The following is a 22,144-nucleotide window of genomic DNA, read 5'->3' as shown; positions in this document are numbered from 1 at the left end:
TCCTCCTGGGGTCGTTGGCGTCACGCACCTCATTGTGCCAGCCCCGCCCCCCGCTCCGGCGTGGTCGGGTCCGGGGAAGTCGGTGACGGGAGTTCGACGTCGCAGACCCTCGGCCCGGGCTCGGCGCCGGCCCGGTGGCGGCGCCGGGCGAGCGGCCCGGCGATCACGCCGAACACCGCGAAGACGGCGATGGCGAGCAGCACGATGGCCGGCCCGGACGGCACGTTGAGGTGGTACGAGCCGGTGACGCCGGCCAGCGATACCACCACGCCGAGCGCGATCGAGGCGGCCTGGGTGGCGGCGAAGGACCGGGTGAGCTGCTGCGCGGCCACCACCGGGACCACCATCAGCGCGCTGACCAGCAGCAGCCCGACCACCCGCATGGCGACGGTGACGGTGACCGCGGCCATCACCGCGAGCAGCAGGTTGAGCACCCGCACCGGCACGCCGGTGACCCGGGCGAAGTCCTCGTCCTGGCAGATCGCGAACAGCTGGCGGCGCAGGCCGACCGTCACCGCGACGACCACCGCGCCGAGTGCCGCGATCGCGGCCAGGTCGCCGGGGGCGACGGTGAGGATCGAGCCCCACAGGTAGCTCTCCAGCGAGCCGGCGCCGGCCTGGGCGGACAGCGAGACCAGCAGCTTGCCGCAGGCCATGCCGCCGTAGAAGAGCATCGCGAGCGCGATGTCGCCGCGCTGGTTGCCGCGCGAGCGGACCAGCTCCATGGTGACGGCGCCGAGCACGCAGACCAGCACGGCCATCCAGACCGGGCTGGTCTGGAAGATGAAGCCGAGGCCGACGCCGGTCATCGCGACGTGGCCCATGCCGTCGCCCATCAGGGCCTGGCGGCGCTGCACCAGGTAGATGCCGACCGCCGGGGCGGTGATCCCCACCAGGACGGCGGCGAGCAGGGCGCGCTGCATGAAGTCGTAGGAGAGCATCTCGGTCATGCGAGCAGCCTCGGCGGGGTCAGGTCGGCGTGCGGGTGGACGTGGTCGTGGCCGGGCAGCGCGTGCAGGCCGGTGTTCGGCACGGGCGGGCCGTCGTGCGCGACGCAGCCGTCCCGCAGGACGACGGCGCGGTCGATCAGCGGTTCCAGCGGTCCGAGTTCGTGCAGCACGAGGAGGACGGCGGCGCCGCGGTCGACCTCGGCGCGCAGGGTGTCGGCGAGCACCTGCTGGCTGGCGGCGTCCACGCCGGCCATCGGCTCGTCCATGATCAGCAGTTCGGGAGAGCCGACCAGGGCGCGGGCGATCAGCACCCGCTGCTGCTGGCCGCCGGAGAGGTCGGCGACGCCGTCCCCGGCCCGGTCGAGCATGCCGACCGCGTCCAGCGCGGCGTCCACGGCGGTGCGGTCCTTGCGGCGGAACGGCAGCAGCCGGTGCTGCGCCAGCCGTCCGGTGGAGACCACCTCGCGCACGGTCGCCGGGACGCCGGAGGCGGCGGTGGTGCGCTGCGGGACGTACCCGATGCGGTGCCAGGCCCGGAACGAGCGGTACGGGGTGCCGAACAGTTCCAGCGTGCCGTGCTCCAGCGGCACCGAGCCGATCACGGCCTTGACGGTGGTCGACTTGCCGGAGCCGTTGGCGCCGAGCAGGGCGACCACCTCGCCGGGGCGGACGGTGAGGTCGACGCCGCGCAGGACCGGGCGGCCGCCGCGGGAGGCGACGGCGTCGCGGAGGCGGACGGCGGGGGAGGTCGCGGTCGGGGGTATCGGGTGCAGCATGGTGGGTCCGTCCCGTCAGCCGGCGGTGGCGCTGGGGGTGGCGCCGGCGGTGGCCGGGGTCGGGGTGGCGCCGAGGGCGGCCTGCAGGTTGGCCAGGTTCTGCCGCATGACGCTCAGGTAGTCGTCCTTGCTCGCGCCGGTGGACGTATCAGTCTTGACGCCCTCCAGCGGGTCCAGGACGGCGGTCTTCAGGCCGAGGTCCTTGGCGACGGTGTCGGCGAGCTTGGGGCTGACCAGGGTCTCGAAGAAGATCGTGGTGACGCCGTTGTCCTTGGCGGCCTTCTGCACCTCGGCGAGGCGGGCCGGGGTGGGCTCGGACTCCGGGTCGACGCCGTTGATGGCGACCTGGGTGAGGCCGTAGTGGTCGGCGAGGTAGCCGAAGGCGGCGTGGCTGGTGACGAAGGTCCTGCTCTTCACGTCCTTCAGACCGTTGCGGAAGTCCTGGTCGAGGGCGGTGAGTTCGGTGACCAGCTCGTCGGTGTTCTTCCGGTACTCGTCGGCGTGCGCCGGGTCGGCCTTGGCGAACTCGTCGCCGACGCTCCTGGCGATCGCGGAGTAGCGGGTCGGGTCGAGCCAGATGTGCGGGTCGCCGGCCGGGCCCTTGCCCTGGTGGCCCTCGGTGCCCTCGTCGAGGTGGTGGTCGACCAGCGGGCTGGCGGCGGTGGCGTCGACCTTGTGCGGGCTGGACGACTGGTCGACGGCCTGGTCGACGGTGGGCTGCAGGCCCTTGAGGTAGACGATCGCGTCGGCCTTCTGGACGGTGGCGACCTGCTTGGCGGTGAGCTCCAGGTCGTGCGGCTCGACGCCGGGCGCGGTGAGGTCGGTGACCTCGACGTGGTCCTTGCCGATCTGCTGGGCGAGGAACTCCATCGGGTAGAAGGAGGCGACGACCTTGAGCTTTCCGTCGCCGCCGTGGGCGCTGCTGCTGCCTCCGCAGGCGGTGAGGACGAGGGAGGCGGTGAGGGCGGAGGCGGCGAGGGCTATGAAGCGGGAGGTTCGACGGCGAGACTGTCCGATCATCATGACAATCATTCTCATATTAACTGGAAATGATTGTCAAATCACTCGATCGGGTGAACGGCAGGTGTCGGTGGATGGGCGGGGCCGGACGATACCGATTTGAACCCCGTACCCATGTGGCCGGTAACCTGAGGTATTCGGGTACGAGCAACCAGCCGTGCCCTGACCGTGCCGTACGTACTGAAGAGAGCACTGTGGCCGCCGACAAGATCGACACGATCGTCAGCCTGAGCAAGCGCCGTGGCTTCGTCTACCCCTGCAGCGAGATCTACGGCGGCACGCGTGCCGCCTGGGACTACGGGCCGCTGGGCGTCGAACTCAAGGAGAACATCAAGCGCCAGTGGTGGCGCGCGATGGTCCAGGCCCGCGAGGACGTCGTCGGACTCGACTCGTCGGTCATCCTCGCCCGCGAGGTGTGGGAGGCCTCCGGCCACGTCGCCACCTTCAACGACCCGCTGACCGAGTGCACCTCCTGCCACAAGCGCCACCGGGCCGACCACCTGGAGGAGAAGTACGAGGCCAAGCACGGCTTCCCGCCGCCGAACGGCCTCAAGGACATCAACTGCCCCGACTGCGGCACCAAGGGCCAGTTCACCGAGCCCAAGGACTTCTCGGGCATGCTGAAGACCCACCTCGGTGTCACCGAGGAGGCCTCCGGCCTGGCCTTCCTGCGCCCGGAGACCGCCCAGGGCATCTTCACCAACTTCCGGGCCGTCCAGACCACTTCGCGCAAGAAGCCGCCGTTCGGCATCGCCCAGACCGGCAAGAGCTTCCGCAACGAGATCACCCCCGGCAACTTCATCTTCCGGACCCGTGAGTTCGAGCAGATGGAGATGGAGTTCTTCGTCAAGCCGGGCGAGGACGAGCAGTGGCACGAGTACTGGCTCCAGCAGCGCTGGGACTGGTACGTCGGCCTCGGCCTGCGCACCGAGAACATGCGCTTCTTCGAGCACCCGAAGGAGAAGCTCTCCCACTACGCCAAGCGCACGGTGGACATCGAGTACCGCTTCAACTTCGGTGGCAGCGAGTTCTCCGAGCTGGAGGGCGTCGCCAACCGCACGGACTACGACCTGCGGGTGCACAGCGAGGCGTCCGGCCAGGACCTGAAGTACTTCGACCAGGAGTCGAACGAGCGGTACTTCCCGTACGTCATCGAGCCGGCGGCCGGCCTCAACCGCGCCATGCTGGCGTTCCTGCTCGACGCCTACTTCGAGGACGAGGCGCCGAACGCCAAGGGCGTCATGGAGAAGCGCGTTGGCATGCGGCTCGACCCGCGCCTGGCCCCGGTCAAGGTCGCCGTCCTGCCGCTGTCGCGCAACGCCGACCTCTCGCCGAAGGCCCGCGGCCTCGCCGCGGACCTGCGCACCGCGTGGAACGTCGAGTTCGACGACGCCGGCGCGATCGGCAAGCGCTACCGCCGCCAGGACGAGATCGGCACGCCGTTCTGCGTGACGGTCGACTTCGACACCCTGGAGGACAACGCCGTGACCGTGCGCGACCGCGACACCATGTCGCAGGAGCGCGTGTCGCTCGACCAGGTCAAGGCGTACCTGGGCGCGCGGCTCATCGGCTGCTGAGGTTCCGTCCTCGGGCGGGGAGCCCTCGTTCGTTCCGGTCGCGGCCGGGGCGGGCGGGGGCTCCCTCGCTTCTGGCCGCGTCCTAACGCCGGCCCCAGCGGGAGCGGGGAGCGGCGGGCGGGGTGGTCGGCAGGCCCGCGGTGCGCAGGGCGGCGAAGGTGGTGCGGTGCCGGGCCTCGTCCGCGAGCAGGGCCGTCAGCAGCTGCCCGTACAGCGCCGGGCTGTCCTTCAACGCGGCCGCCAGCCGGGCCAGTTCGATGGGCGGGCGCAGGACGGTCAGCTCGCCGAGGAGGACGCCGGCCAGCTCCGGCGGCAGTTCGGCCACCAGGGTGGCCAGGTCGGCGGTCGGGCGGCCGGCCGCCTGGCGCAGCAGGGTGCGCAGGTCGGCCTGGCGGCCGTGCTGCCGCAGGCCGGTGGCGAGCTCGGTTAGTTCGGGCGTCGGGGCCGAGCCCCACTCCCACAGCAGGGTCGCGCCGTCCGCGTGCTGCCCGGCCCGCTCCAGCGCGGCCAGCAGGGCGGGCAGGGTCGTCGCCGGGTAGGACCAGAAGGCGTGGAACAGCTCCGCGGCCTCCTCCGCCAGGCCCAGCTCCCGCAGCTCGGAGAGCACCGCCACCGCGCGCTCGGGCGCCGACCCGGCGCAGTCGCGGGCGAGTTGGAGCGAGGCGCCGGTCGGGCCGCGCTGGGAGAGCATGCCCATCAGCAGGGCGGCGTCGGTGGCGTCCAGCCGGGCGGCCGCCTCGGTGAGCAGGTCGGCGGCCGCGGCGAGGGCGCCGGTGCGGTGGAGCGAGGTGATCCGCGCGGTGAGGGCGCCGAGGTCCGGGCGGGTGGGCGGCGGCGGGGGAGGCGGCGGGGTGGGCCGTAGCGGCGGTTGCGGTTGTTCGTGGGGTGGTTGGTCGTCGAGCTGCACGTGTCTGAGTCGGATCTCCAACTCCTGCAGTTCGTTGCTCAGTTGCAGGCACCGGGCGCCCAAACCCTCGCGCAGGGTGCGGGCCTGGGCGAGCTGGCGCAGCAGGTCCCCGTCCGGGCGCTGCCGGCCGGGGGCCGCCCGTATCGCCTCGTTCAGCCGCCGCTCGCGCTGGCCGGCGTAGCGGCTCGCGTTCAGCAACTCGTCCAGCTCCGCCCGGAGTTCGACGGCCTGCTGTTCACCGTCAAGCGGCTGGCCTGCGGGTTGTGCCGTCGGCCGCATGCGCATGATCGCCCCACCCTGTCCATCTCGACCCTGACTGCGGGACATCCTGGCGTCGTTATGTGGCTGGGGAGTTAAGAACGCACGACTTGCCGTGTCCGTCTGGTGTCAAGGAGCGCGCAGAGGGCGGTCGTTGCGAGAAGTGCGCCGGTCGCGCTCCGGAGGAGCGTCGCGGCCTCATCCGGCCAGCCGCGCCCGTGCCTCCATCAGCGCGAAGCCGAGGAGGTTCAGCCCGCGCCACTCGTCCGGCTGCTGGGCCCGGATGTCGTCGGCGGCGAGCCCGATGCCCCAGATCCGGTCCAGCGGGCTGGCCTCGACCAGGACGCGGGAGCCGGTGCCGAGGAGGTAGCCGAGCAGGTCCTCGTCCTGCCGGAACTTCGCGACGTTGCCCTCGACGACGAGCTCGAAGCGCCCGGCCTCCCAGGTCGCGTCGTCGAAGCCGCGGACCAGCCGGCCGAGCTTCTTGGCCTCGGCGGGCGTGCGGGCGGCGAGGATGCGCTCGGCGGTGGCGTGGTCGTCGAACATCCGGGCCTTCCCGGCCATCATCCAGTGCTCGGCCGAGGCGTAGTCGACGCCGTCGACGGTGAACCGGCCGGGCCACCACTGGCTCAGGCACTCCTGCCGGGTGCCGCCGCCCTTGCGCTCGGTGTGCCCCCAGAACATCACCCACTTGGGCCGGGCACCGCCGGCCATCAGCGCGGACAGCTCCTCGCGGGTCCGGGCGTCGGCGGGGGCGGTGGGTCGGTTCTCGCTCATATCGTCACTCTGACACAAAGGGCGCTTTCAGGCCAGCGGGATTTCGGCGCCGGTGCGGGCGAACGGTCCGGACGCTCCGCGGGGGCGCTCAGCAGTGGTCCTCGATGTAGACCATGCGGCGCCGCCCGGAGTCGGCGCGGAACTCGTGGGCGACGTAGCGGCCGTGGTTCGGGTCGCCGCCGGGGCCGCCGTAGTCGCGCCTGATCAGCTCCCAGAGGCCGGGCCGTTCGGTGTCGGCGGTGGCTTCGGGGGCGAGGCCGCCCATGCGGCCCCGGACGAGGGCGGTTTCGGGGATGCGGACGAGGCGGCGGACGGTGCGCAGGTCGAGGCGTTTGCGGTGGAGCGTCCAGGTGGTGCCCTCGTCGTCGAGGAGGGTGACGACGCCGGGCGTGCTGCCGGGGTTCTGCTTGAACGTCTGCATGCGGAGAGTCTTGCAGGACCGTTACCGGGCCGGATGCTCCCAGCACAGGTCCGGGTGGTCGCCGAGGCGGTAGGTGTGGGTGTCCTCGGTGAGGCGGAGCCGGACGGAGCCGAGATCGGGGCGGCCGGCCTCGTGCCAGGCGGCGACCAGGCGTTCGACCCGCGCCCAGAGGGGGGCCTTGCCGTACTCCCGGACCGTCCAGCCGTAGGTGTCGTCGACGATCTCGACCAGGGTGGGGCTGCCGGGGTGGTGGAGGTAGTGGACGGACGCCAGGTCCTCGTCCACGGTCGACCGCAGTTGCGCGCCGGGGAAGGCGAGTTGGAGGAGGAAGGCGGGTGTCCCGTGCGCCAGCGTCGAGGGCGGGGTGTTCGTCGGCCGCGCGGGCGTGGCGGCGCCGACGCCGCCCGACCAGGGCTGCGGCCCGGTGGGGACGGGCGGCATCGGCGAGGGGCCGAGGACGCGGCCGTCCGCCGTGCCGTCCGGGCGGACGGTGAGCCCGACGAGTTCGGTGCCGAGTGTGGCGGTGATCGTCCCGCCGGGCCCGGCCCACCGCACCCAGTCGTGCGGGAGGCGGGTGACGGGCTCGGTCACGACCACCCGGTCGTACGGGCCGGACGGCGAGGCGGTGAAGCACGCCGCGTACCCGGCCTCCGCGAGCGAGGCGCGGGCGTGCCCGGCGAGCGCGGTGTCGGCCTCGACGGCCGTGACCTCGGCGCCCAACTGGCAGAGCAGCGCGGTGGAGTAGCCCGTCCCGGCGCCGAGCTCCAGGACGCGCGAGCCCGGGGCGACGTCCGCCGCCTCGATCAGCCGCGCCGCCGCCGATGCCTCCGGGAGGAGGCGGACGGGCGTGCCGCGGACGGGCCGCCAGGTGGCCCGGTCGGCCAGGTACCTGGCCCGGTTCCACTCCACCTGGAGCACCAACGGCCACTCGTGGTCGGCGAGTTCGGCCAGTTCGGCGGGGTCGGTCACGGCCCGCCAGGCGCGGCGGTCGGGCCGGAACACCCCCGGCCGCAGGAACAGCGGGCGCGGCACGGCGGCGACGGCGGTGCGAAGCGGAGGGGAGAGCGGGGCTGCTGCGCCGGATCGGTCCTGCATGGCCCCCCTCAAGACCACGGGAAACACACTTCCCGCCATTAAAAAGATATACCGCAAGGGGGGCCTTGCGGCAAGGCCCCCTCGGGGGCGCACAATCGCTGGCCTGAGATCGGAGCTGATGTGATGAACCCCCTCGCGACCAGCGTGTTCGCCCTCCCCGCCGGCCTGTCCGCGAAGGCCGACCCGGCGCTGACCGCCGCCGACGAACGGCACTTCGCCGCCGTCGCGCGGGCCCTGGCGGAGGCGATCGCCGAAGTGTCCGACCAACTGGACGTGTTGCGCCGCGCGCCGGGCGGTCTCGGCCGGGCGGCGATGGACCGGGACGTGGAGGTGCACCGGCTGTCCGCCCGGCTGCGCGCCCTGCGCCGCTTCGGCCTGGACGTGTGCCTGGGCCGGGTGGTCACCGAGGGCGACGGCGTCGCCGGGAGCGGCGCCGAACCGGTCTACATCGGCCGCCTCGGCCTCACCGACAGCGACGGCCGCCGCCTGCTGGTGGACTGGCGCTCCCCGGCCGCCGAGCCGTTCTTCGCCGCCACCCACGGCCACCCCATGGGCCTGGCCAGCCGCCGCCGCTACCGCTGGACGGCGGGCCGGATCACCGACTACTGGGACGAGGTGTTCACTGCGGACGGCCTGGCGGGCCACGCCGCGCTGGACGACCAGTCCGCGTTCATCGCCAGCCTGGGCACCAGCCGCTCGCCCCGGATGCGGGACGTGCTGGCCACCATCCAGGCCGACCAGGACGCGATCATCCGGGCCGGCTCGCGCGGCGCCCTGGTGGTGGACGGCGGCCCCGGCACCGGCAAGACCGTCGTCGCCCTGCACCGCGCCGCGTACCTGCTGTACGCCGACCCGCGCCTGGGCCACCGGCGCGGCGGCGTGCTGTTCGTCGGCCCGCACCAGCCGTACCTGGCGTACGTCGCCGACGTGCTGCCGAGCCTCGGCGAGGAGGGCGTGCGGACGTGCACCGTCCGCGACCTCGTCCCGGAGGGCGCGGGCGCGGCGCCGGAGGCGGACCGGGAGGTGGCCCGGCTGAAGTCCTCGACCGGCATGGCGACGGAGGCGATCGAGCGGGCCGTCCGGCTGTACGAGGAGCCGCCCGCCGAGGGCATGACCGTCGAGACGTACTGGGCCGACCTGCCGCTGACCCCCGCTGACTGGGCGGACGCCTTCGCCGCCCCCGAGCCGGGCACCCCGCACAACGAGGCCCGCGAGCAGATCTGGGAGGAACTGACCGGCATCCTGTGGGAGAAGCTGGACGGCGCGGACGAGGAGGAGGTCTCCCCGCAGCTGTTCCGCCGGTCCCTGCGCCAGAACCGGGAGTTGGCCACCACCCTCAACCGGGCCTGGCCGATGCTGGAGCCCGCCGAACTGGTCGGCGACCTCTGGTCGGTGCCCGCCTACCTGCGGATGTGCGCGCCCTGGCTCGGCCCGGACGACGTGCGCCGGCTCCAGCGCAAGGACGCCCCGCACGCCTGGACGGTCTCCGACCTCCCGCTGCTCGACGCCGCCCGGCACCGCCTCGGCGACCCCGACGCGGCCGCCCGGAAGCGCCGGCGGGAGGCGGCCGCCGAGGCGCAACGGCAGCGGATGGCGGACGTCATCGGCGACATCATCGCCGCGGACGACGACGGCGAGGGCGCCGTCACCATGCTGCGCGGGCAGGACCTGCGGGACACCCTGGTCGACGAGTCGGCCCTCCCCGGTGACGAACTCGACGCGCTGGACGGCCCGTTCGCGCACATCGTGGTCGACGAGGCGCAGGAGCTCACCGACGCGGAGTGGCAGCTGCTGCTGCGGCGTTGCCCGTCCCGCAGCTTCACCATCGTCGGCGACCGGGCGCAGGCCCGGCACGGCTTCACCGAGTCGTGGGAGGAACGGCTGGCGAGGGCCGGCATCGACCGGACGCAGCTCGCCTCGCTCACCGTCAACTACCGTACGCCGGAGGAGGTCATGACGGAGGCGGAGCGCGCCGTGCGGGTCGCGCTGCCGGACGCCAACGTGCCGACGTCGATCCGCCGGAGCGGCATTCCCGTGCGGCACGGGGAGACCGGCGAGCTGGCGGCGGTGCTGGCCGAGTGGCTCGCCGAGCACGCGGAGGGGACGGCCTGCGTCATCGGCGCTCCGGGGTTCCAGGAGCGGGCCCGGGTGCGGTCGTTGACGCCGACGCTGGCGAAGGGACTGGAGTTCGACCTGGTGGTGGTCGTCGATCCGGCGGCGTTCGGCGACGGCATCGAGGGCGCGGTCGACCGGTACGTCGCGATGACGCGGGCGACGCAGCGGCTGGTGGTGCTGGAGCCCGGCGGGGCCGGGGCTCGCTGCTGAGGCGGCGCGGCTGGGCCGCGGCGGCCGCGGCGACCATGGCGACCATGGCGACCGCGGCGACCCGTTCAGGTGAACCCGCCGCCCGGGTCCGTTAGTTCGTCGGCGATCGGTGCTACCAATTGCTCTGCACTCGGGCCTGGGCTGCGCACACACCACCTGGACGTAGGGGAACCGCACGTCCGCAGCGAGAACGGAAGACCGCCGCATGGCAATCGCACTCCGCAAGACGCTCGCCGTCGCCGCCCTGGCGCTCACGGCCTCCTTCCTGCCCACCGGCGGGGCGGGCGCCGCCGACACCGCCCACCGGTCGGTGCGCACCCCCAACCTGTACTGCCTGGCGAACGCCTGGGGCACCGCGAACGTCTCCACGAAGCCGTGCAACGCCGGTGACGCCGGCCAGCACTGGTCCCTCTCGGGCCAGCGGATCTCCCTCTCGAACGCGCCGGCGTACTGCTTCGCGAACGTCTGGAACACCGCGAACGTCGGCACCAAGCCGTGCGACCCCGGCGACATGGGCCAGTACTGGACCGTCACCGGCCAGCAGATCTCCCTCACCTTCGCCCCGGCCTACTGTCTCGCGAACGCCTGGGGCACCGCGAACGTCGGCACCAAGCCGTGCGACACCACCGACCCCGGGCAGCACTGGGTGATCTTCAACGACGAGATCAGCCTGGCGAACGCCTGATGCCCCGCCGCTGCTGACGCTCCACCGCCACAGACACTCCACCGCCACTGACGCTCCACCGCCGCGCCCGGGACGGAAACCGCCCCGGGCGCGGCCCCTTGTCGCCCGGCGGGGTGTCGGCTCGGTCGGCCGACCGACGCACCGACCGCCCGGCTCCTGAAGTTGGCGGCCGTCCCGGTCAGGCGCCGGTCTCCCCGTCCGGCCGGCGGCGGCGCCGGCGCCGCACGGCGCGGACGATGTCCGTCCCCGCGAGCTCCAGGAAGACCGACGCCTGCGCCATCCGCGCCCCGGCCGGCGTGGCCGGGCCGAGCAGGTCCGCCCCGTCGCGGGCGAACTCGGCCAGCGCGGCGTTGCGTTGGGCGCTGGCGAGCATCGCCCGGTACCAGATGTCGTCGTCGACGACGTACCGCTCGCGGGGGCCGCTCTCGTCCCGCTCGCGCCGTACCAGCTCCTGGACCTCCAGGTAGCCGATCGCCTTCGAGACCGACGCCGGGCTCACCCCGAGCCGCTGCACCAGGTCGGCGGCGGTCAGGCTGCCGCAGTCGGTGACGTAGAGGCACGCCAGCACCCGGCCCACCATGCGGGGCATGCCGAGGTGGGCCAGCAACTCGGCGAGCCGCGTCGCGTACTCCTCCACCGCGGCCGGGTCGCGCCCGTCGCCCGTGCTCGCGCTGCCCTCCGGCACCCGGGGCGCCGCTGCCTTGCTGCGCCGGGAGCGCCGGGCGGTGGCGCGCTGCGCGTTGTCCGCCCGGTAGCCGGACGGGCCGCCGTTGCGGGCGATCTCGCGGGTGACCGTGGAGGTCGGGCGGGCGAGCTGCCGGGCGATCTCCCCGTAGCCCAGCCCGGCGGTGAGGCCGGCGGCGATCTGCCGGCGCTCTTCCTGGGTCAGCCTGGCGCCTGGCACGGGCGCTCCTCTCGTCGCTGCCGAGTATGCGCCCGGCCCCGATTCCATTGCAACAGCCTGGGATCGCACTCATTGCATTAGTCGGCAGGGTCATTGCAAGGAAATTCCGTCTATGACCTGGGAGTTCTCGCCTGACAGTTGCTCATGGAATTGATGGGATGGCGAACACCGGCCTAGTGTTTTCCTCGAAGCGAAACACGAGTCCGACCCAGGGGGAGACCACCATGAAGACCACCGTCCGCGCCGCGCTCACCGCCACGCTCACCGCCGCGATCGCCGGCACCCTGCTGGCGGCCGCTCCGGCCCCGGCCGCCTCCGCCGCTTCCGCCGCTTCCGCCGCCTCCGCCGCCGAGGGCCCGCGGGGCGGCGAGCACGTCGGCGTCCAGGCCGTGCTCGACCGCGCGGTGTCCGAGGGCGGCCTGCCGGGGGCGCGGGCCGAGGTCCGGGACGGCGACTCGACCTGGTTCGGGACGGCCGGCACCGCGGACCTGGACACCGGCCGCGCGATCGCCGCGAAGGACCGGTTCCGGATCGGCAGCACCACCAAGACCTTCGTCGCGACCGTCGTCCTCCAGCTGGCGGCCGAGCAGCGGCTCAGCCTGGACGACAGCGTCGAGCACTGGCTCCCCGGCCTGGTGGACGGCCACGGCTACGACGGCTCCAGGATCACCGTCCGTCAGCTGCTGAACCACACCAGCGGCGTCTTCAACTACGCCGGGGCGCCGCAGCTCAGCGGCGACTTCATCGGCACGCCGTTCCTGCAGCACCGGTTCGACGACTTCACGCCGCGTCGGCTCGTCGAGGTCGCCGTCGCCAACGGTCCGGTGTTCGCCCCGGGAACCGGCTTCGCCTACTCCGACACCAACTACGCGCTCGCCGGGATGATCGTCGAAAAGGCCACCGGGCGCGGCCTGGCCCAGGAGATCGCCGACCGGATCACCAAGCCGCTGCACCTCAAGAGCACCTACGAGCCGGCCGCCGGCGACATGCGCATCCACGGCCCGCACGGCCGCCACTACTCCCAGCTGATGGCGAAGGACGTCGAGACCGCCCCGATCTACGACGTGACCGAGCTCAACCCCTCCTGGGGGTACGCCTCCGGCGACATGATCTCGACCAGCGGCGACCTGAACACCTTCTTCCGCGCCCTGCTCGAAGGCCGGCTGCTGCCGCCCGCCCAGCAGCGCGAGATGTTCACCACCGTGGACCCGCAGGGCAACTGGATCCCGGACACGGAGTACGGCCTGGGCGTCGCCTCGCAGAAGCTGTCCTGCGGCACGGTGTGGGGCATGGGCGGCGCGATCGACGGCTCCTGGTCGTACACCTTCGGGAGCCGCGACGGCCGGCACCTGCTCTCCACCGAGGTGAACGGCGACTGGGCCAAGGGCAGCCTGGGCTCGCCGATCGGGGTCTTCACCAAGGAGCTGGAGGCGGAGTTCTGCCCGGCCGCCGCCTCCTGAGACGGCCCGCGGGCCCGGGCGCGACGTGCTAGCCCGGGCGGAGCACTCCAAGGGCCGGGCCCGGGGCCCGCATAGCGGGCCCGGAGCCGTGGCGGTCGCGGCCGGCCCGATCGGGGCCGGTCGTTCTTCGGACAGCGTGACCGGAACCTTCCCACCGCTGCCCGGATATCCATGGCGGTCCGGCCCGGCCGGGCCGGGGTTCCCGTACCGTGACTGATCATGGACATTCTGATCGTGGGTGGAAGTGGCTTCCTGGGTCGGGAGTTGACGCGGCAGGCGGTGGCGGGCGGGTACGCCGTGACGGCGACCTACGCCAGTCGGGCGGGTGAGGTGCCCGGGGCGCGCTGGGTGCCGTTGGACCTGCGCCGTGACGAGGCGGTCGCCCGGGTCCTGCGGGAGCGCCGGCCGGACGTGGTCGTCAACGCGGCTGCCAGCAAGACGGATTGGGCGATCACGGCGGAGGGCGCGATCCGGCTCGCGGTGGCCGCCACCCAGTACGGCGCCCGGCTGGTGCACGTGTCCAGCGATGCCGTGTTCTCCGGTGCGGACGGCCGCTACGACGAATCCGCCGTTCCCGATCCGATCACCCCGTACGGCGCCGCGAAGGCCGGTGCCGAGACGACGATCCGCCTGCTCGCGCCGGCGGCGGTCGTCGCCCGCACCTCGCTGATCATCGGGGACGGTGGCTCCCCGCACGAGGCGTTCATCCACGACCTGGCCGCCGGGCGGCGGGACGGCGTCCTGTTCACCGACGACGTCCGGTGCCCCGTCCACGTCGCGGACCTCGCCCGGGCCCTGCTCGAACTGGGCGCCTCGGACCGTTCGGGCATCCACCACCTCGCCGGGCCGGACGCGCTCAGCCGGCACGAACTCGGGTTGCTCGTCGCCGCCCGCGACGGGCTGGACCCCGCGGGGCTCGCCGCCGGCCGCCGGGCCGACAGCGGCGCCCCGGCGGCGCTGGACGTCCGGCTGGACAGCGCGCGGACGCAGCGGATCCTGCGGACCCGCCTGCGCGGCGCCCGCGAGTTCCTGCGCGCCGGGTTGCCCGGGTAGGCGCCGTCGCCCCGCACCGGAAGTCGATCCCGTCGACTTCCGGTGCGGGGCGGCGGCTGCCGTCAGGCGGCCCCGGCGTTCGCCCGGCCGAAGTGGCGGGCGAAGAAGCGGACGGCGCTGTCCGCCTCGAAGCGGGGGAGTTCCTTGTGGCGCCCCGCGTTGGCGTGCAGGGACTTCTCCTTCGAGGCGAAGGCGTCGAACAGGGCGAGGCCGGCCTCGCGCGGGATGTGCTCGTCGTCCCACTGGACGTCGTACTCGATGGGGACGGTGATCCGGCGGGCCTTGTCGGCGAGGGTGTCGGGCCAGTGTTGTCCGAAGACGGCGGCGGTGATCCTCGGCTCGACGGCGACGAGCGGTATGCCGATGGCCGTGCCCATGTTGATGCCCCAGTAGCCGACCGGGCCGGCCGTGCCGATCTCGGGGAGCCGCTGGAGGGCGTCGAGCGCGGACTGCCATTCGGGCAGGGAGAGTTCGGCGAGGTGGTCGTTGTACCGGACGACGATCGGGCCGACCGGCTCGCCCGTCGCCATCGCCTCCTGCATGACGGCGATCTCGGCCTCGTCGTGCTCGTCGCGGGGACGGTCGCCGTGGCCGGGGGCGTCGAGGACGGCGACGTGGTAGCCGCAGCCGAGCACCAGGCGCCGGGCGCGGCCGGTCATCGCGGGGTGCTTCTTGTGGTTGCCGCCGCCGTGGCCCATCAGGATGAGGGGCGCACCGTCGGCGCCGGCGGCCGGGGACCAGAGGACACCGGGGACGCCGCCCACGGTGAAGTCGCGCTCGCGGACGCCGTTCGTCGTGGATTGGGCGGTGAACCGGAAGAGGTTGGAGGACATAGGAATCACCCTTTTTCGGGAAAGCCTGCGTTGGTGGTCAGGCGCTCCCCGGCGATACCTACGTCTATCGGCCGGCCGTGATGGGAAGGGGGAGCACCCACGTCGTCTGTGCGTTCACGGGTCTCACCTCCTGGGTCTGTCTCACGGACGAGGAAAAGCTAGCAGCTCTTCCGGAACGCCTCCACCCCTTTTCCCGCCGCCCCATGACCGCACGTCAGGCCGGGTGCCCGGCTACCGCCCCGCCCCGTCCGGCGGGAACCCGTGGCGGCGGGCGGCCGCGGTGACGGCGAGGGCGGCGGCGAGGAGGGGGAGGGCGGCCCAGGGCAGGGCGCCGGGGCCGCCGTGGTCGAGGAGGAGGCCGCCGGCCGGCGCGGCGACCGCGATGCCGAGGTTCCAGCAGGTGACCAGCAGCGACTGGGCGAGGTCGCCGGCCGCGCCGGCGCCCGCCGTGTCGGCGACGGCGGTCTGCGCAGGGTGGCGGCGATGCTCGACGGCGTCGGCCACAATCCGCAGGTGGAGAGCGCCGGGACGGTCCGCGGCCTGGTCGGCGACCGGCTCGACGGCCTGCGCCGCTGAACCCCGACGCACGGGAACGCCCCCGCGGCCGCCCGGGGAGGGCCGGTCGCGGGGGCGTTCGGGGCCGTCACCCCGGTGCGGCTCAGCCGATGGAGCGGGGGAGCCGGGTGGTCAGGTACAGGACGGTGAACGACCCGGTGAGCTGGATGCCCAGGCACAGGGCCAGCGCCCGGTCCATGCCGAGGCTGGGGGAGAGCGAGAGGTAGAGCGTGCCGAGGGTCGCGACGCCCAGCGCGAGGCTGGACTGCTGGCCGGTGGCGAGGACGCCGCTGCCGACGCCGGCCCGGGCGGCGGGCACCTTGGAGAGGACGACCCGGAACAGCGGGGTGCCGATCAGGCCCTGGCCGATGCCCGCGAGGGCGACGCCGGGGGCCATCCGCAGCGGCGAGAAGTGCGACCAGTCGGCGAGGACGGTCAGGGCGAGGGTGGCCAGGCCGGTGGCCTGGACGACGGCGCCGGCGCTGAGCACCCGGCTGCCCCAGCGGCCGATCAGCCGGGGCCCGGCCAGCGAGGCGGAGAAGTAGCCGACCGCCATCGGCACCAGCGCCCAGCCGGCCGCGACCGGTCCGAGCCGCAGGCCCTGCTGCAGGGCGACGGCGATGACGAACATGAAGCCGCCGAAGCCGGCGAAGTACGGCAGCGCGATGCCGAGGCCGCGCCGCATCTCGGGGATGCGCAGCAGGGACGGCGGCACCAGCGGGGTGTCCCCGCGCTGCTCGGCCCGGCGCTCGACGACGGCGAAGGCGACGGCCAGGACCGGGAACAGGGCGAGCAGCACCCACGACCACACCGGCCAGCCGGCCGCGCGGCCCTCCATCAGCGGGACGAGCAGGGCGAGCAGCGCGGCGGTGAGCAGCAGGGTGCCGGGCACGTCGACCCGGGCGGCCCGCTCGGCCCGGCTCTCCGGGACGTACCGGACGGCCATCACCACGGCGAGCAGGGCGAACGGCACGTTCAGCAGGAACACCGAGCGCCAGCCGGTGCCGAACACGTCGGCGGCGACCAGCATCCCGCCGAGGACCTGCCCGATGACCACGGAGATCCCGCCGACCGCGCCGTAGACGCTGAGCGCGCGGCCCTGCCGGGCGCCGGTGGTGGCGGCGGTGATGGTGCCGAGGACCTGCGGGATCAGCAGGGCGGCCGAGGCGCCCTGGGCGGCGCGGGCGGCGACCAGGCTCCAGGCGTCGGGGGCGAGGCCGCAGGCGAGCGAGGTGAGGGCGAAGGCGACGGCGCCGGTGATGAACAGCCGGCGGCGGCCGAGGTTGTCGCCGAGGCGTCCGCCGAGGACGAGCAGGACGGCGAAGGCGATGCCGTAGCCGGCGGCGACGAGTTCGAGGACGGCGGGCCCGGCGGCCAGGTCGTGGTCGATGGTGGGGAGGGCGACGTTGACGATGAAGAAGTCGAGCATCGGCAGGAAGGCCCCGAGCAGGACGGTGACCAGCCCGGCGGTGCCGAGGGCGGGGGTGGCGGTACGGGCGGGGGCGGGAGCGGCGGCGGCCGGACGGATCGGGGCTGGGGCGACGGCGAGTCGTTGAGTCACGGGTCCTACGATCGGGTACGCCGTACCCTGGTACCAGAGTGTGGTTATCCAGGTATAAGAAGTACCTGGCAACAGGTTCCGCGCTACCGCATCCTGGGGAGCATGAGTTTCGTGACGCAGGCCGCGCAAGCCCGTCCGCCGCAGTCCGGGGCCCGGCAGCCGGGGAACCGGCCGCGCCCGACACCCGACGAGGCCCGCCGGCACGACCTGGCCGCCTTCCTGCGCAGCCGCCGCGAGCGCCTGGCGCCCGAGCAGGTGGGCCTGCCGATGACCGGCCGCCGCCGCACCCCGGGCCTGCGCCGCGAGGAGGTCGCGCAGCTCGCCGCGGTGGGGGTGACCTGGTACACGTGGTTGGAGCAGGGGCGGGACATCCAGGTGTCCGTCCAGGTGCTGGACGCGGTGGCCCGCGCGCTGCTGCTCGACCCGAGCGAGCGCGCCCACCTGTTCACCCTGGCCGGCGCGGACGACCCGGCCCCGGTGAAGGACTGCCCCTCGGTGACGCCGGGCGTGCGGCTCCTGCTGGAGCAGCTGTCGCCGTTCCCGGCCGTGGTGCTCAACTCCCGCTACGAGATCCTGGTGTCCAACCCGCAGTACCAGGCCTTCATCGGCGACCTGGACCAACTGCCGCCCGAGGACCGGAACCTGATGTGGATGGCGTTCACGCCGTCGCGGTTCCGCGAGGTGCTGATCGACTACCGCACCGAACGCCTCGGCATGGTGGCCCGGTTCCGTGCGGCGATGGCCGACCACGGCGCGGAGCCCGCCTGGAAGGCGCTGCTGGCCCGGCTGCGCAAGGCGTCCCCGGACTTCGAGGAGGCCTGGCAGCGGCACGACGTCCTGCTGCCGACCAACGGCGTCAAGCGCTTCCAGGTGCCCGGCGTCGGCCTGCTGCGCTGCGAGTACACCAACTTCTGGCTCAGCCCGAGCCTCGGCACCCGGATGGTCGCCTACACCCCGCTGGACGACGAGACCCGCGCCCTGATGGACGAACTGCCGAAGTAGCCGCCGAGCCGCTGCCGACTCAGCCGCCGAACCGGCGGCCGTGCACGCCCCGCCCGAGCAGCAGGCACACCACGGCGAGCGGCAGCTCCACGCAGCAGGCCATCGCCAGCGCGGTGAGGATCGCGTGCCCCGGCCCGGCGAGCGAGACGTCGGCCAGCGCGTCCGCCGCGAGCAGCGCCGCCGTGACCGCGGCGGCCCACGGCGCGGCGGCGCTGCGCCGGCGCAGCAGCCCGTCCAGCGAGAGCAGCGCGGCGAACTCCACCAGGTCCAGCACCACCCACGGCGTCTCGTGCTGGGCGGCCAGCACCAGCAGCCAGGGCAGCAACGCGACGGCGGCCGCGACCGGCACCTTGGCGAGGCGCCCGCGCAGCGAGGGCAGGGACGGCGCGGCGAACGCGACGGCGGTGCTCACGCGACACCCCCGACGCGCGCGGCCTGCGCCTCGAAGCCGCGCGACGCGGCCCCGCGCGGCTCGCGCACCCGCCGCAGCGGCATCCGCTCGGCGGCCCGGCCCGCCGGGTGCTCGACCAGCACCGCGTCGAACGGCCCCTCGGCCCAGGCGAGCCAGAACTCCCCGACGACGGTGGCCATCTCGGCCGCGACCGAGCACCGCGCCGACCGGGCGGCCCGGGCCGGGCACAGGAACCGCAGCAGCCCGCGCCCGGTGAACACCACCGAGGGCGCCGTGCCGTCCGCCGCCAGCCGCCCCCAGGCGAACACCTGCCGGGCCTGCCCGCCGGCGGGCAGGCCGGGCCGCGCCAGGCGCCGCGCAGCAGCTCCGGAGTGAGCCGGGCGGCGACCAGGACGTCGGCCAACTCGCCGTCGCGGTACAGCTCCAGAGCGGCCCGGCCGCGGCCGGCGGCACCGGTGCCGACCGAACGGACCGACCAGGGGCCGGTGCCGACCGGCAGCGTCCCCGCCGGCCCCGCGGCCGGACGGAGCGCGCCCCCGGGGACACCCCCGTGGTCCCCGGGGACGGGCCGCCCGTGCGGCGGGGTGGCGGAGTGCGATGCGGTGCTCGTCATGCCGTCAAGACTCCCGTCCGGGCCGGGGTGTTGTCGGTAGTGCCGCACCCCGAATCAGGGGTGGTGCTAGCTACACCCCCACCCGGCACCCCCCTTCATGGCAGCCGGTGATCGCCGCGCCCTAGGCTTTCGGCCATGTCCTCCAGCACGTCCTCCACCACGTGGCGCGAAGCGCTCGTCAGGAGCCTCCGGCGCCCACCGTGGTCGCGGGAGGCCTGGCGCGACACGCGCCTCATAGCCGCCGGAATACCGCTGGCCCTGCCGGTCTGGGCGGGCGTCACCGCGCCGTCGCTGCTGGCGCCGGTCCTCGCGATCGTGCTGACCTGCACCCGCTGGCTCACCCACGCCCAGCGCGGCCGGCTGCACGCCCTGCACGGGGTGGAGGTGCCGCCGGCCGGCGCGCCCACGCTCCTGCGGCTGGGCCGGCTGCGGCTCGGCGTGAACTGGCGCCAGATCACCTATCACCTGCTGATCGGGCCCTCCCTCGCGGTCGGCGCACTGGGCGTGGTCTACCTCTGGGGCGCCGCCCTGGTGCTGTCCACCCTCTACGCCTGGGTCTGGCTGCTGCCGATGGAGGTCGGGCTGCGCACCCAACTGGCCGGCCTGGACGTGCTGTTCACGGTGGTCGGGGTGGTGCTGCTGGCGGTGACGCCCTGGCTGGCCACGTTCACCGCCTGGCTGGACGCCCGCTCGGCGCAGGTCCTGCTCGGGCCCAACCGGGCGGAGGCGCTGGAGCGCCGGGTCGAGGAGATCGCCGAGAGCCGGGCCGGCCTGGTGGACGCGGTGGACGCCGAGCGCCGCCGGATCGAGCGCGACCTGCACGACGGCGCCCAGCAGCGCCTCACCTCCCTCGCGATGAACCTCGGCCTGGCCCGGCGCACCCTCAAGGACTGCCCGCCGGACGCCATGCAGGTGATCGTCGCCGCGCACGAGGAGGCGCAGGCGGCCATCGACGAGCTGCGCGACCTGGTCCGCGGCCTGCACCCGGCCGTCCTGGAGGACCGCGGTCTGGACGCGGCGTTGTCCGGCATCGCCGCCCGCGCCCCGCTGCCGGTGCGCCTGGACGTCGAGCTGACCGAGCGGGTCGCCCCCACCGTCGAGGCGGTCGCGTACTTCACCGTCTCCGAGGCGCTCACCAACGTCGCCAAGCACGCCCGCGCCTCCGCCGTCGACGTGTCGGCGCGGACGGCCGGCGGCAAGCTGCGCCTGGTCGTCACCGACGACGGCGTCGGCGGCGCGGACGCCGGGCGCGGCACCGGGCTCACCGGTCTGCGCCAGCGAGCCGCCTCCGTCGACGGAACCCTGTCCGTTCTCAGCCCCCTCGGGGGGCCCACCACCATCACCGTGGAGTTGCCGTGCGTGCTGTGATCGCCGAGGACTCGGTCCTGCTCAGGGTCGGCCTGGTCAAGGTCCTGGAGGCGGTGGGCTTCGAGGTCGTCGCCGCGGTCGGGGACGCCGCCGAGCTGCTGGCGGCCGTCGAGGAGCACCGCCCGAACGTCGTCGTCTCGGACGTCCGGATGCCGCCGGGCTTCCACGACGAGGGCGTCAAGGCCGCGATGATCATCCGCCGGCAGTGGCCGGAGGTCGCGGTGCTGCTGCTCTCCCAGTTCGTCGAGGAGCGCTACGCGGCGGACCTGCTGGCCACCAACACCAGCGGCGTCGGCTACCTGCTCAAGCAGCGGGTGGCCAACGTGGACGACTTCGTCGACGCGCTGCAGCGGGTCGCCGAGGGTGGCACCGCGCTGGACCCGGAGGTCGTCGCCCAGCTGCTGGTGCGCCGGAAGCAGGACCCGCTGGAGAAGCTGACCCCGCGCGAGCGGGACGTCCTCGCCCTGATGGCGGAGGGCCGGTCCAACGCGGCCATCGCCGCCGCCCTGGTGGTCAGCGACAGCGCGGTGGCCAAGCACATCAACTCGATCTTCACCAAGCTCGACCTGCCGCCGGCCGACGACAGCCACCGCCGGGTGATGGCGGTGCTGCGCTTCCTGGAGATCGCGTGAGCGCGCGGACCCCGCAGGCTGCCGGGGCCGCGGAGGGCGGGGCCCCCGCACGGTCCGGCCGGGCTTGGCGGATCACCGGGGCGCTCATCGTGGTGTTCGTGCTGGTCATGGGCGGGGGGCAGACCCTGGCCCTGGTGGCCAAGCAGGAGCGGACCGAGCAGACGACGTACCCCAACGCCATCCACAAACTGGAGCTCTCGACGGGCAGCGCGTCCGTGCGGATCGAGGCGGGAGCCGAAGGCGCGGTCGTGCTGCGCAAGAACATCGACTGGACGGTCTCCGAACCGCACGTGCGCGCGGACGTCGTCGGCGACACGATGACCTTGGCCGTCGAGTGCCACCGCTCGGCGCCGTTCTTCAACTGCGGCGCCTCGGTCCAGCTGGAGGTGCCGCCCGGCACCGCCGTCTCCGGTTCGGTGACCTCGGGCGCGGTGGAGGTGTCGGGCCTCACCGGCGAGGTCCGGCTGGACGGCGCCTCCGGGGCGATCAGCCTGCGCCGGGTGTCCGGCCCGGTCCACGCGCACACCGTCTCCGGGATGGTGGAGGGGCACGACCTCGCCGGCTCCCGGGTGGACGTGGCCAGCGTCTCCGGGGCGGTGGACCTGTCCTTCGCGGCGGCGCCGCAGGACGTGAAGGTGAGCACCACGTCCGGCGCGGTGAGCATGTACCTGCCGAAGGGCAGCCACTACCGGGTCAACGGCCGGACGGGTTCGGGCAGCAGCAGCATCGACGCGGCCCTGGGGGATCCGACCAGCCCCAACAGCCTGGAAGCCGACGTCGACTCGGGCTCGCTGGACATCGGCTACCGCTCCGACGTCCCGAAGGCTCCGGCCGCGCCGACCCACGCGGACCCGGGTTAGGGCGTGTCTTGTGGATCTTGTCGGATCAGGCCGCGGCGTTGGGGTGCGTGCATCGCAAGGCGGAGGAGGGAGCCACTGCGGAGCATTGGCGACCGACGAC

22 protein-coding genes are annotated in these 22,144 nt (G+C 73.9%); 9 read left to right on the top strand and 13 right to left on the bottom strand.

Annotated elements, in window-relative coordinates; genetic code table 11:
- Positions 1 to 29 precede the first annotated feature (29 nt).
- The 3 genes from ACPC54_RS29865 to ACPC54_RS29855 are packed head-to-tail and all read right to left on the bottom strand — an operon-like array spanning position 30 to position 2,749.
- The gene (locus ACPC54_RS29865; protein ID WP_498969233.1) at positions 30 to 950 is read right to left on the bottom strand and encodes a metal ABC transporter permease; all 921 of its coding nucleotides are present in this window, start codon (positions 948 to 950) and stop codon (positions 30 to 32) included.
- Positions 947 to 1,726 (bottom strand): metal ABC transporter ATP-binding protein, encoded by a 780-nt coding sequence (locus ACPC54_RS29860; RefSeq protein WP_498969232.1) that lies wholly within the window; start codon positions 1,724 to 1,726, stop codon positions 947 to 949. Before ACPC54_RS29860 ends, ACPC54_RS29865 begins: the two co-directional genes overlap by 4 nt.
- 15 nt (positions 1,727 to 1,741) lie before the next feature.
- On the bottom strand, positions 1,742 to 2,749 hold the full coding sequence (locus ACPC54_RS29855; RefSeq protein ID WP_498969230.1) for a metal ABC transporter substrate-binding protein: 1,008 nt from the start codon (positions 2,747 to 2,749) through the stop codon (positions 1,742 to 1,744).
- Between the two features lie 191 nt (positions 2,750 to 2,940).
- Between ACPC54_RS29855 and ACPC54_RS29850 the strand changes: the two genes are divergently transcribed.
- Positions 2,941 to 4,323, top strand: a complete 1,383-nt coding sequence (locus ACPC54_RS29850) for a glycine--tRNA ligase (protein WP_498969229.1) — start codon at positions 2,941 to 2,943, stop codon at positions 4,321 to 4,323.
- Between the two features lie 82 nt (positions 4,324 to 4,405).
- Here the strand turns inward: ACPC54_RS29850 and ACPC54_RS29845 are convergent, their stop codons facing one another.
- The 4 genes from ACPC54_RS29845 to ACPC54_RS29830 all read right to left on the bottom strand — a co-directional run bounded on the left by ACPC54_RS29845 (position 4,406) and on the right by ACPC54_RS29830 (position 7,781).
- Positions 4,406 to 5,515, bottom strand: a complete 1,110-nt coding sequence (locus ACPC54_RS29845) for a hypothetical protein (RefSeq protein WP_498969227.1) — start codon at positions 5,513 to 5,515, stop codon at positions 4,406 to 4,408.
- Positions 5,516 to 5,686: 171 nt separating this feature from the next.
- Positions 5,687 to 6,265 carry a riboflavin biosynthesis intermediates N-glycosidase gene (ybiA, locus tag ACPC54_RS29840; RefSeq protein WP_498969226.1) on the bottom strand — a complete coding sequence of 193 codons (579 nt, stop codon included), beginning with the start codon at positions 6,263 to 6,265 and terminating at the stop codon, positions 5,687 to 5,689.
- Positions 6,266 to 6,353: 88 nt separating this feature from the next.
- On the bottom strand, positions 6,354 to 6,686 hold the full coding sequence (locus tag ACPC54_RS29835; protein WP_498969225.1) for a hypothetical protein: 333 nt from the start codon (positions 6,684 to 6,686) through the stop codon (positions 6,354 to 6,356).
- 21 nt (positions 6,687 to 6,707) lie between these two features.
- Positions 6,708 to 7,781, bottom strand: a complete 1,074-nt coding sequence (locus ACPC54_RS29830; RefSeq protein WP_498969224.1) for a methyltransferase domain-containing protein — start codon at positions 7,779 to 7,781, stop codon at positions 6,708 to 6,710.
- Between the two features lie 123 nt (positions 7,782 to 7,904).
- On the opposite strand from ACPC54_RS29830, the gene helR reads away from it, so the two are divergent.
- Together helR and ACPC54_RS29820 are read left to right on the top strand one after the other, a co-directional pair.
- Positions 7,905 to 10,106, top strand: coding sequence for an RNA polymerase recycling motor ATPase HelR (gene helR, locus ACPC54_RS29825; protein WP_498969223.1), 2,202 nt, complete (start codon positions 7,905 to 7,907; stop codon positions 10,104 to 10,106).
- 205 nt (positions 10,107 to 10,311) lie between these two features.
- Positions 10,312 to 10,791 (top strand): ricin-type beta-trefoil lectin domain protein, encoded by a 480-nt coding sequence (locus ACPC54_RS29820; protein WP_498969222.1) that lies wholly within the window; start codon positions 10,312 to 10,314, stop codon positions 10,789 to 10,791.
- 178 nt (positions 10,792 to 10,969) lie between these two features.
- Here the strand turns inward: ACPC54_RS29820 and ACPC54_RS29815 are convergent, their stop codons facing one another.
- The gene (locus ACPC54_RS29815) at positions 10,970 to 11,695 is read right to left on the bottom strand and encodes a GbsR/MarR family transcriptional regulator (RefSeq protein ID WP_498969221.1); all 726 of its coding nucleotides are present in this window, start codon (positions 11,693 to 11,695) and stop codon (positions 10,970 to 10,972) included.
- A gap of 224 nt (positions 11,696 to 11,919) precedes the next feature.
- Here ACPC54_RS29815 and ACPC54_RS29810 point away from each other — a divergent pair, with 224 nt between their 5' ends.
- Together ACPC54_RS29810 and ACPC54_RS29805 are read left to right on the top strand one after the other, a co-directional pair.
- Entirely contained in the window at positions 11,920 to 13,155 is a 1,236-nt protein-coding gene (locus ACPC54_RS29810; protein WP_498969218.1) for a serine hydrolase domain-containing protein, read from the top strand.
- Between the two features lie 219 nt (positions 13,156 to 13,374).
- Positions 13,375 to 14,208 carry an SDR family oxidoreductase gene (locus ACPC54_RS29805; protein ID WP_498969216.1) on the top strand — a complete coding sequence of 278 codons (834 nt, stop codon included), beginning with the start codon at positions 13,375 to 13,377 and terminating at the stop codon, positions 14,206 to 14,208.
- Between the two features lie 62 nt (positions 14,209 to 14,270).
- Here ACPC54_RS29805 and ACPC54_RS29800 read toward each other — a convergent pair whose 3' ends face one another.
- The 3 genes from ACPC54_RS29800 to ACPC54_RS29790 all read right to left on the bottom strand — a co-directional run bounded on the left by ACPC54_RS29800 (position 14,271) and on the right by ACPC54_RS29790 (position 17,157).
- Positions 14,271 to 15,041, bottom strand: coding sequence for an alpha/beta hydrolase family protein (locus ACPC54_RS29800; protein ID WP_498969214.1), 771 nt, complete (start codon positions 15,039 to 15,041; stop codon positions 14,271 to 14,273).
- Positions 15,042 to 15,272: 231 nt separating this feature from the next.
- Complete coding sequence (locus ACPC54_RS29795) at positions 15,273 to 15,629, bottom strand: hypothetical protein (protein ID WP_498969213.1); 357 nt, start codon at positions 15,627 to 15,629, stop codon at positions 15,273 to 15,275.
- Positions 15,630 to 15,699: 70 nt separating this feature from the next.
- Positions 15,700 to 17,157 carry an MFS transporter gene (locus ACPC54_RS29790; RefSeq protein ID WP_498969212.1) on the bottom strand — a complete coding sequence of 486 codons (1,458 nt, stop codon included), beginning with the start codon at positions 17,155 to 17,157 and terminating at the stop codon, positions 15,700 to 15,702.
- A gap of 102 nt (positions 17,158 to 17,259) precedes the next feature.
- On the opposite strand from ACPC54_RS29790, the gene ACPC54_RS29785 reads away from it, so the two are divergent.
- Positions 17,260 to 18,159: a helix-turn-helix transcriptional regulator gene (locus ACPC54_RS29785; RefSeq protein WP_498969211.1), complete on the top strand. Its 900-nt coding sequence runs from the start codon at positions 17,260 to 17,262 to the stop codon at positions 18,157 to 18,159.
- Positions 18,160 to 18,178: 19 nt separating this feature from the next.
- Here the strand turns inward: ACPC54_RS29785 and ACPC54_RS29780 are convergent, their stop codons facing one another.
- Together ACPC54_RS29780 and ACPC54_RS29775 are read right to left on the bottom strand one after the other, a co-directional pair.
- Positions 18,179 to 18,571, bottom strand: a complete 393-nt coding sequence (locus ACPC54_RS29780) for a hypothetical protein (protein WP_498969209.1) — start codon at positions 18,569 to 18,571, stop codon at positions 18,179 to 18,181.
- Complete coding sequence (locus ACPC54_RS29775; RefSeq protein WP_498969208.1) at positions 18,568 to 18,879, bottom strand: hypothetical protein; 312 nt, start codon at positions 18,877 to 18,879, stop codon at positions 18,568 to 18,570. The genes ACPC54_RS29780 and ACPC54_RS29775 overlap by 4 nt, the downstream gene beginning before the upstream one ends.
- 440 nt (positions 18,880 to 19,319) lie before the next feature.
- Here ACPC54_RS29775 and ACPC54_RS29770 point away from each other — a divergent pair, with 440 nt between their 5' ends.
- From ACPC54_RS29770 to ACPC54_RS29760, 3 genes are read left to right on the top strand one after another with little or no spacing between them, the layout of a single operon-like run.
- A complete protein-coding gene (locus ACPC54_RS29770) occupies positions 19,320 to 20,552 on the top strand; it encodes a sensor histidine kinase (protein WP_498969206.1) in 1,233 nt (410 codons plus the stop codon).
- Positions 20,540 to 21,184, top strand: coding sequence for a response regulator (locus ACPC54_RS29765; RefSeq protein ID WP_498969204.1), 645 nt, complete (start codon positions 20,540 to 20,542; stop codon positions 21,182 to 21,184). Before ACPC54_RS29770 ends, ACPC54_RS29765 begins: the two co-directional genes overlap by 13 nt.
- Positions 21,181 to 22,044 (top strand): DUF4097 family beta strand repeat-containing protein, encoded by an 864-nt coding sequence (locus tag ACPC54_RS29760; RefSeq protein ID WP_498969202.1) that lies wholly within the window; start codon positions 21,181 to 21,183, stop codon positions 22,042 to 22,044. The genes ACPC54_RS29765 and ACPC54_RS29760 overlap by 4 nt, the downstream gene beginning before the upstream one ends.
- Positions 22,045 to 22,144: the final 100 nt, after the last annotated feature.

The organism is Kitasatospora sp. NPDC094028, from assembly GCF_049543595.1.
Classification (GTDB): domain Bacteria; phylum Actinomycetota; class Actinomycetes; order Streptomycetales; family Streptomycetaceae; genus Kitasatospora.
The sequence above is the reverse complement of the archived record's forward strand: the minus strand, read 5'-3'. Positions and strand labels throughout refer to the sequence as shown.

Bases quoted from the DNA above. Each gene is read 5' to 3' on its own strand.
- ACPC54_RS29865 (WP_498969233.1), bottom strand. From the start codon at position 950: ATGACCGAGATGCTCTCCTACGACTTCATGCAGCGCGCCCTGCTCGCC.
- ACPC54_RS29860 (WP_498969232.1), bottom strand. From the start codon at position 1,726: ATGCTGCACCCGATACCCCCGACCGCGACCTCCCCCGCCGTCCGCCTC.
- ACPC54_RS29855 (WP_498969230.1), bottom strand. From the start codon at position 2,749: ATGATGATCGGACAGTCTCGCCGTCGAACCTCCCGCTTCATAGCCCTC.
- ACPC54_RS29845 (WP_498969227.1), bottom strand. From the start codon at position 5,515: ATGCGCATGCGGCCGACGGCACAACCCGCAGGCCAGCCGCTTGACGGT.
- ybiA (WP_498969226.1), bottom strand. From the start codon at position 6,265: ATGAGCGAGAACCGACCCACCGCCCCCGCCGACGCCCGGACCCGCGAG.
- ACPC54_RS29835 (WP_498969225.1), bottom strand. From the start codon at position 6,686: ATGCAGACGTTCAAGCAGAACCCCGGCAGCACGCCCGGCGTCGTCACC.
- ACPC54_RS29830 (WP_498969224.1), bottom strand. From the start codon at position 7,781: ATGCAGGACCGATCCGGCGCAGCAGCCCCGCTCTCCCCTCCGCTTCGC.
- helR (WP_498969223.1), top strand. From the start codon at position 7,905: ATGAACCCCCTCGCGACCAGCGTGTTCGCCCTCCCCGCCGGCCTGTCC.
- ACPC54_RS29820 (WP_498969222.1), top strand. From the start codon at position 10,312: ATGGCAATCGCACTCCGCAAGACGCTCGCCGTCGCCGCCCTGGCGCTC.
- ACPC54_RS29810 (WP_498969218.1), top strand. From the start codon at position 11,920: ATGAAGACCACCGTCCGCGCCGCGCTCACCGCCACGCTCACCGCCGCG.
- ACPC54_RS29805 (WP_498969216.1), top strand. From the start codon at position 13,375: ATGGACATTCTGATCGTGGGTGGAAGTGGCTTCCTGGGTCGGGAGTTG.
- ACPC54_RS29800 (WP_498969214.1), bottom strand. From the start codon at position 15,041: ATGTCCTCCAACCTCTTCCGGTTCACCGCCCAATCCACGACGAACGGC.
- ACPC54_RS29785 (WP_498969211.1), top strand. From the start codon at position 17,260: ATGAGTTTCGTGACGCAGGCCGCGCAAGCCCGTCCGCCGCAGTCCGGG.
- ACPC54_RS29770 (WP_498969206.1), top strand. From the start codon at position 19,320: ATGTCCTCCAGCACGTCCTCCACCACGTGGCGCGAAGCGCTCGTCAGG.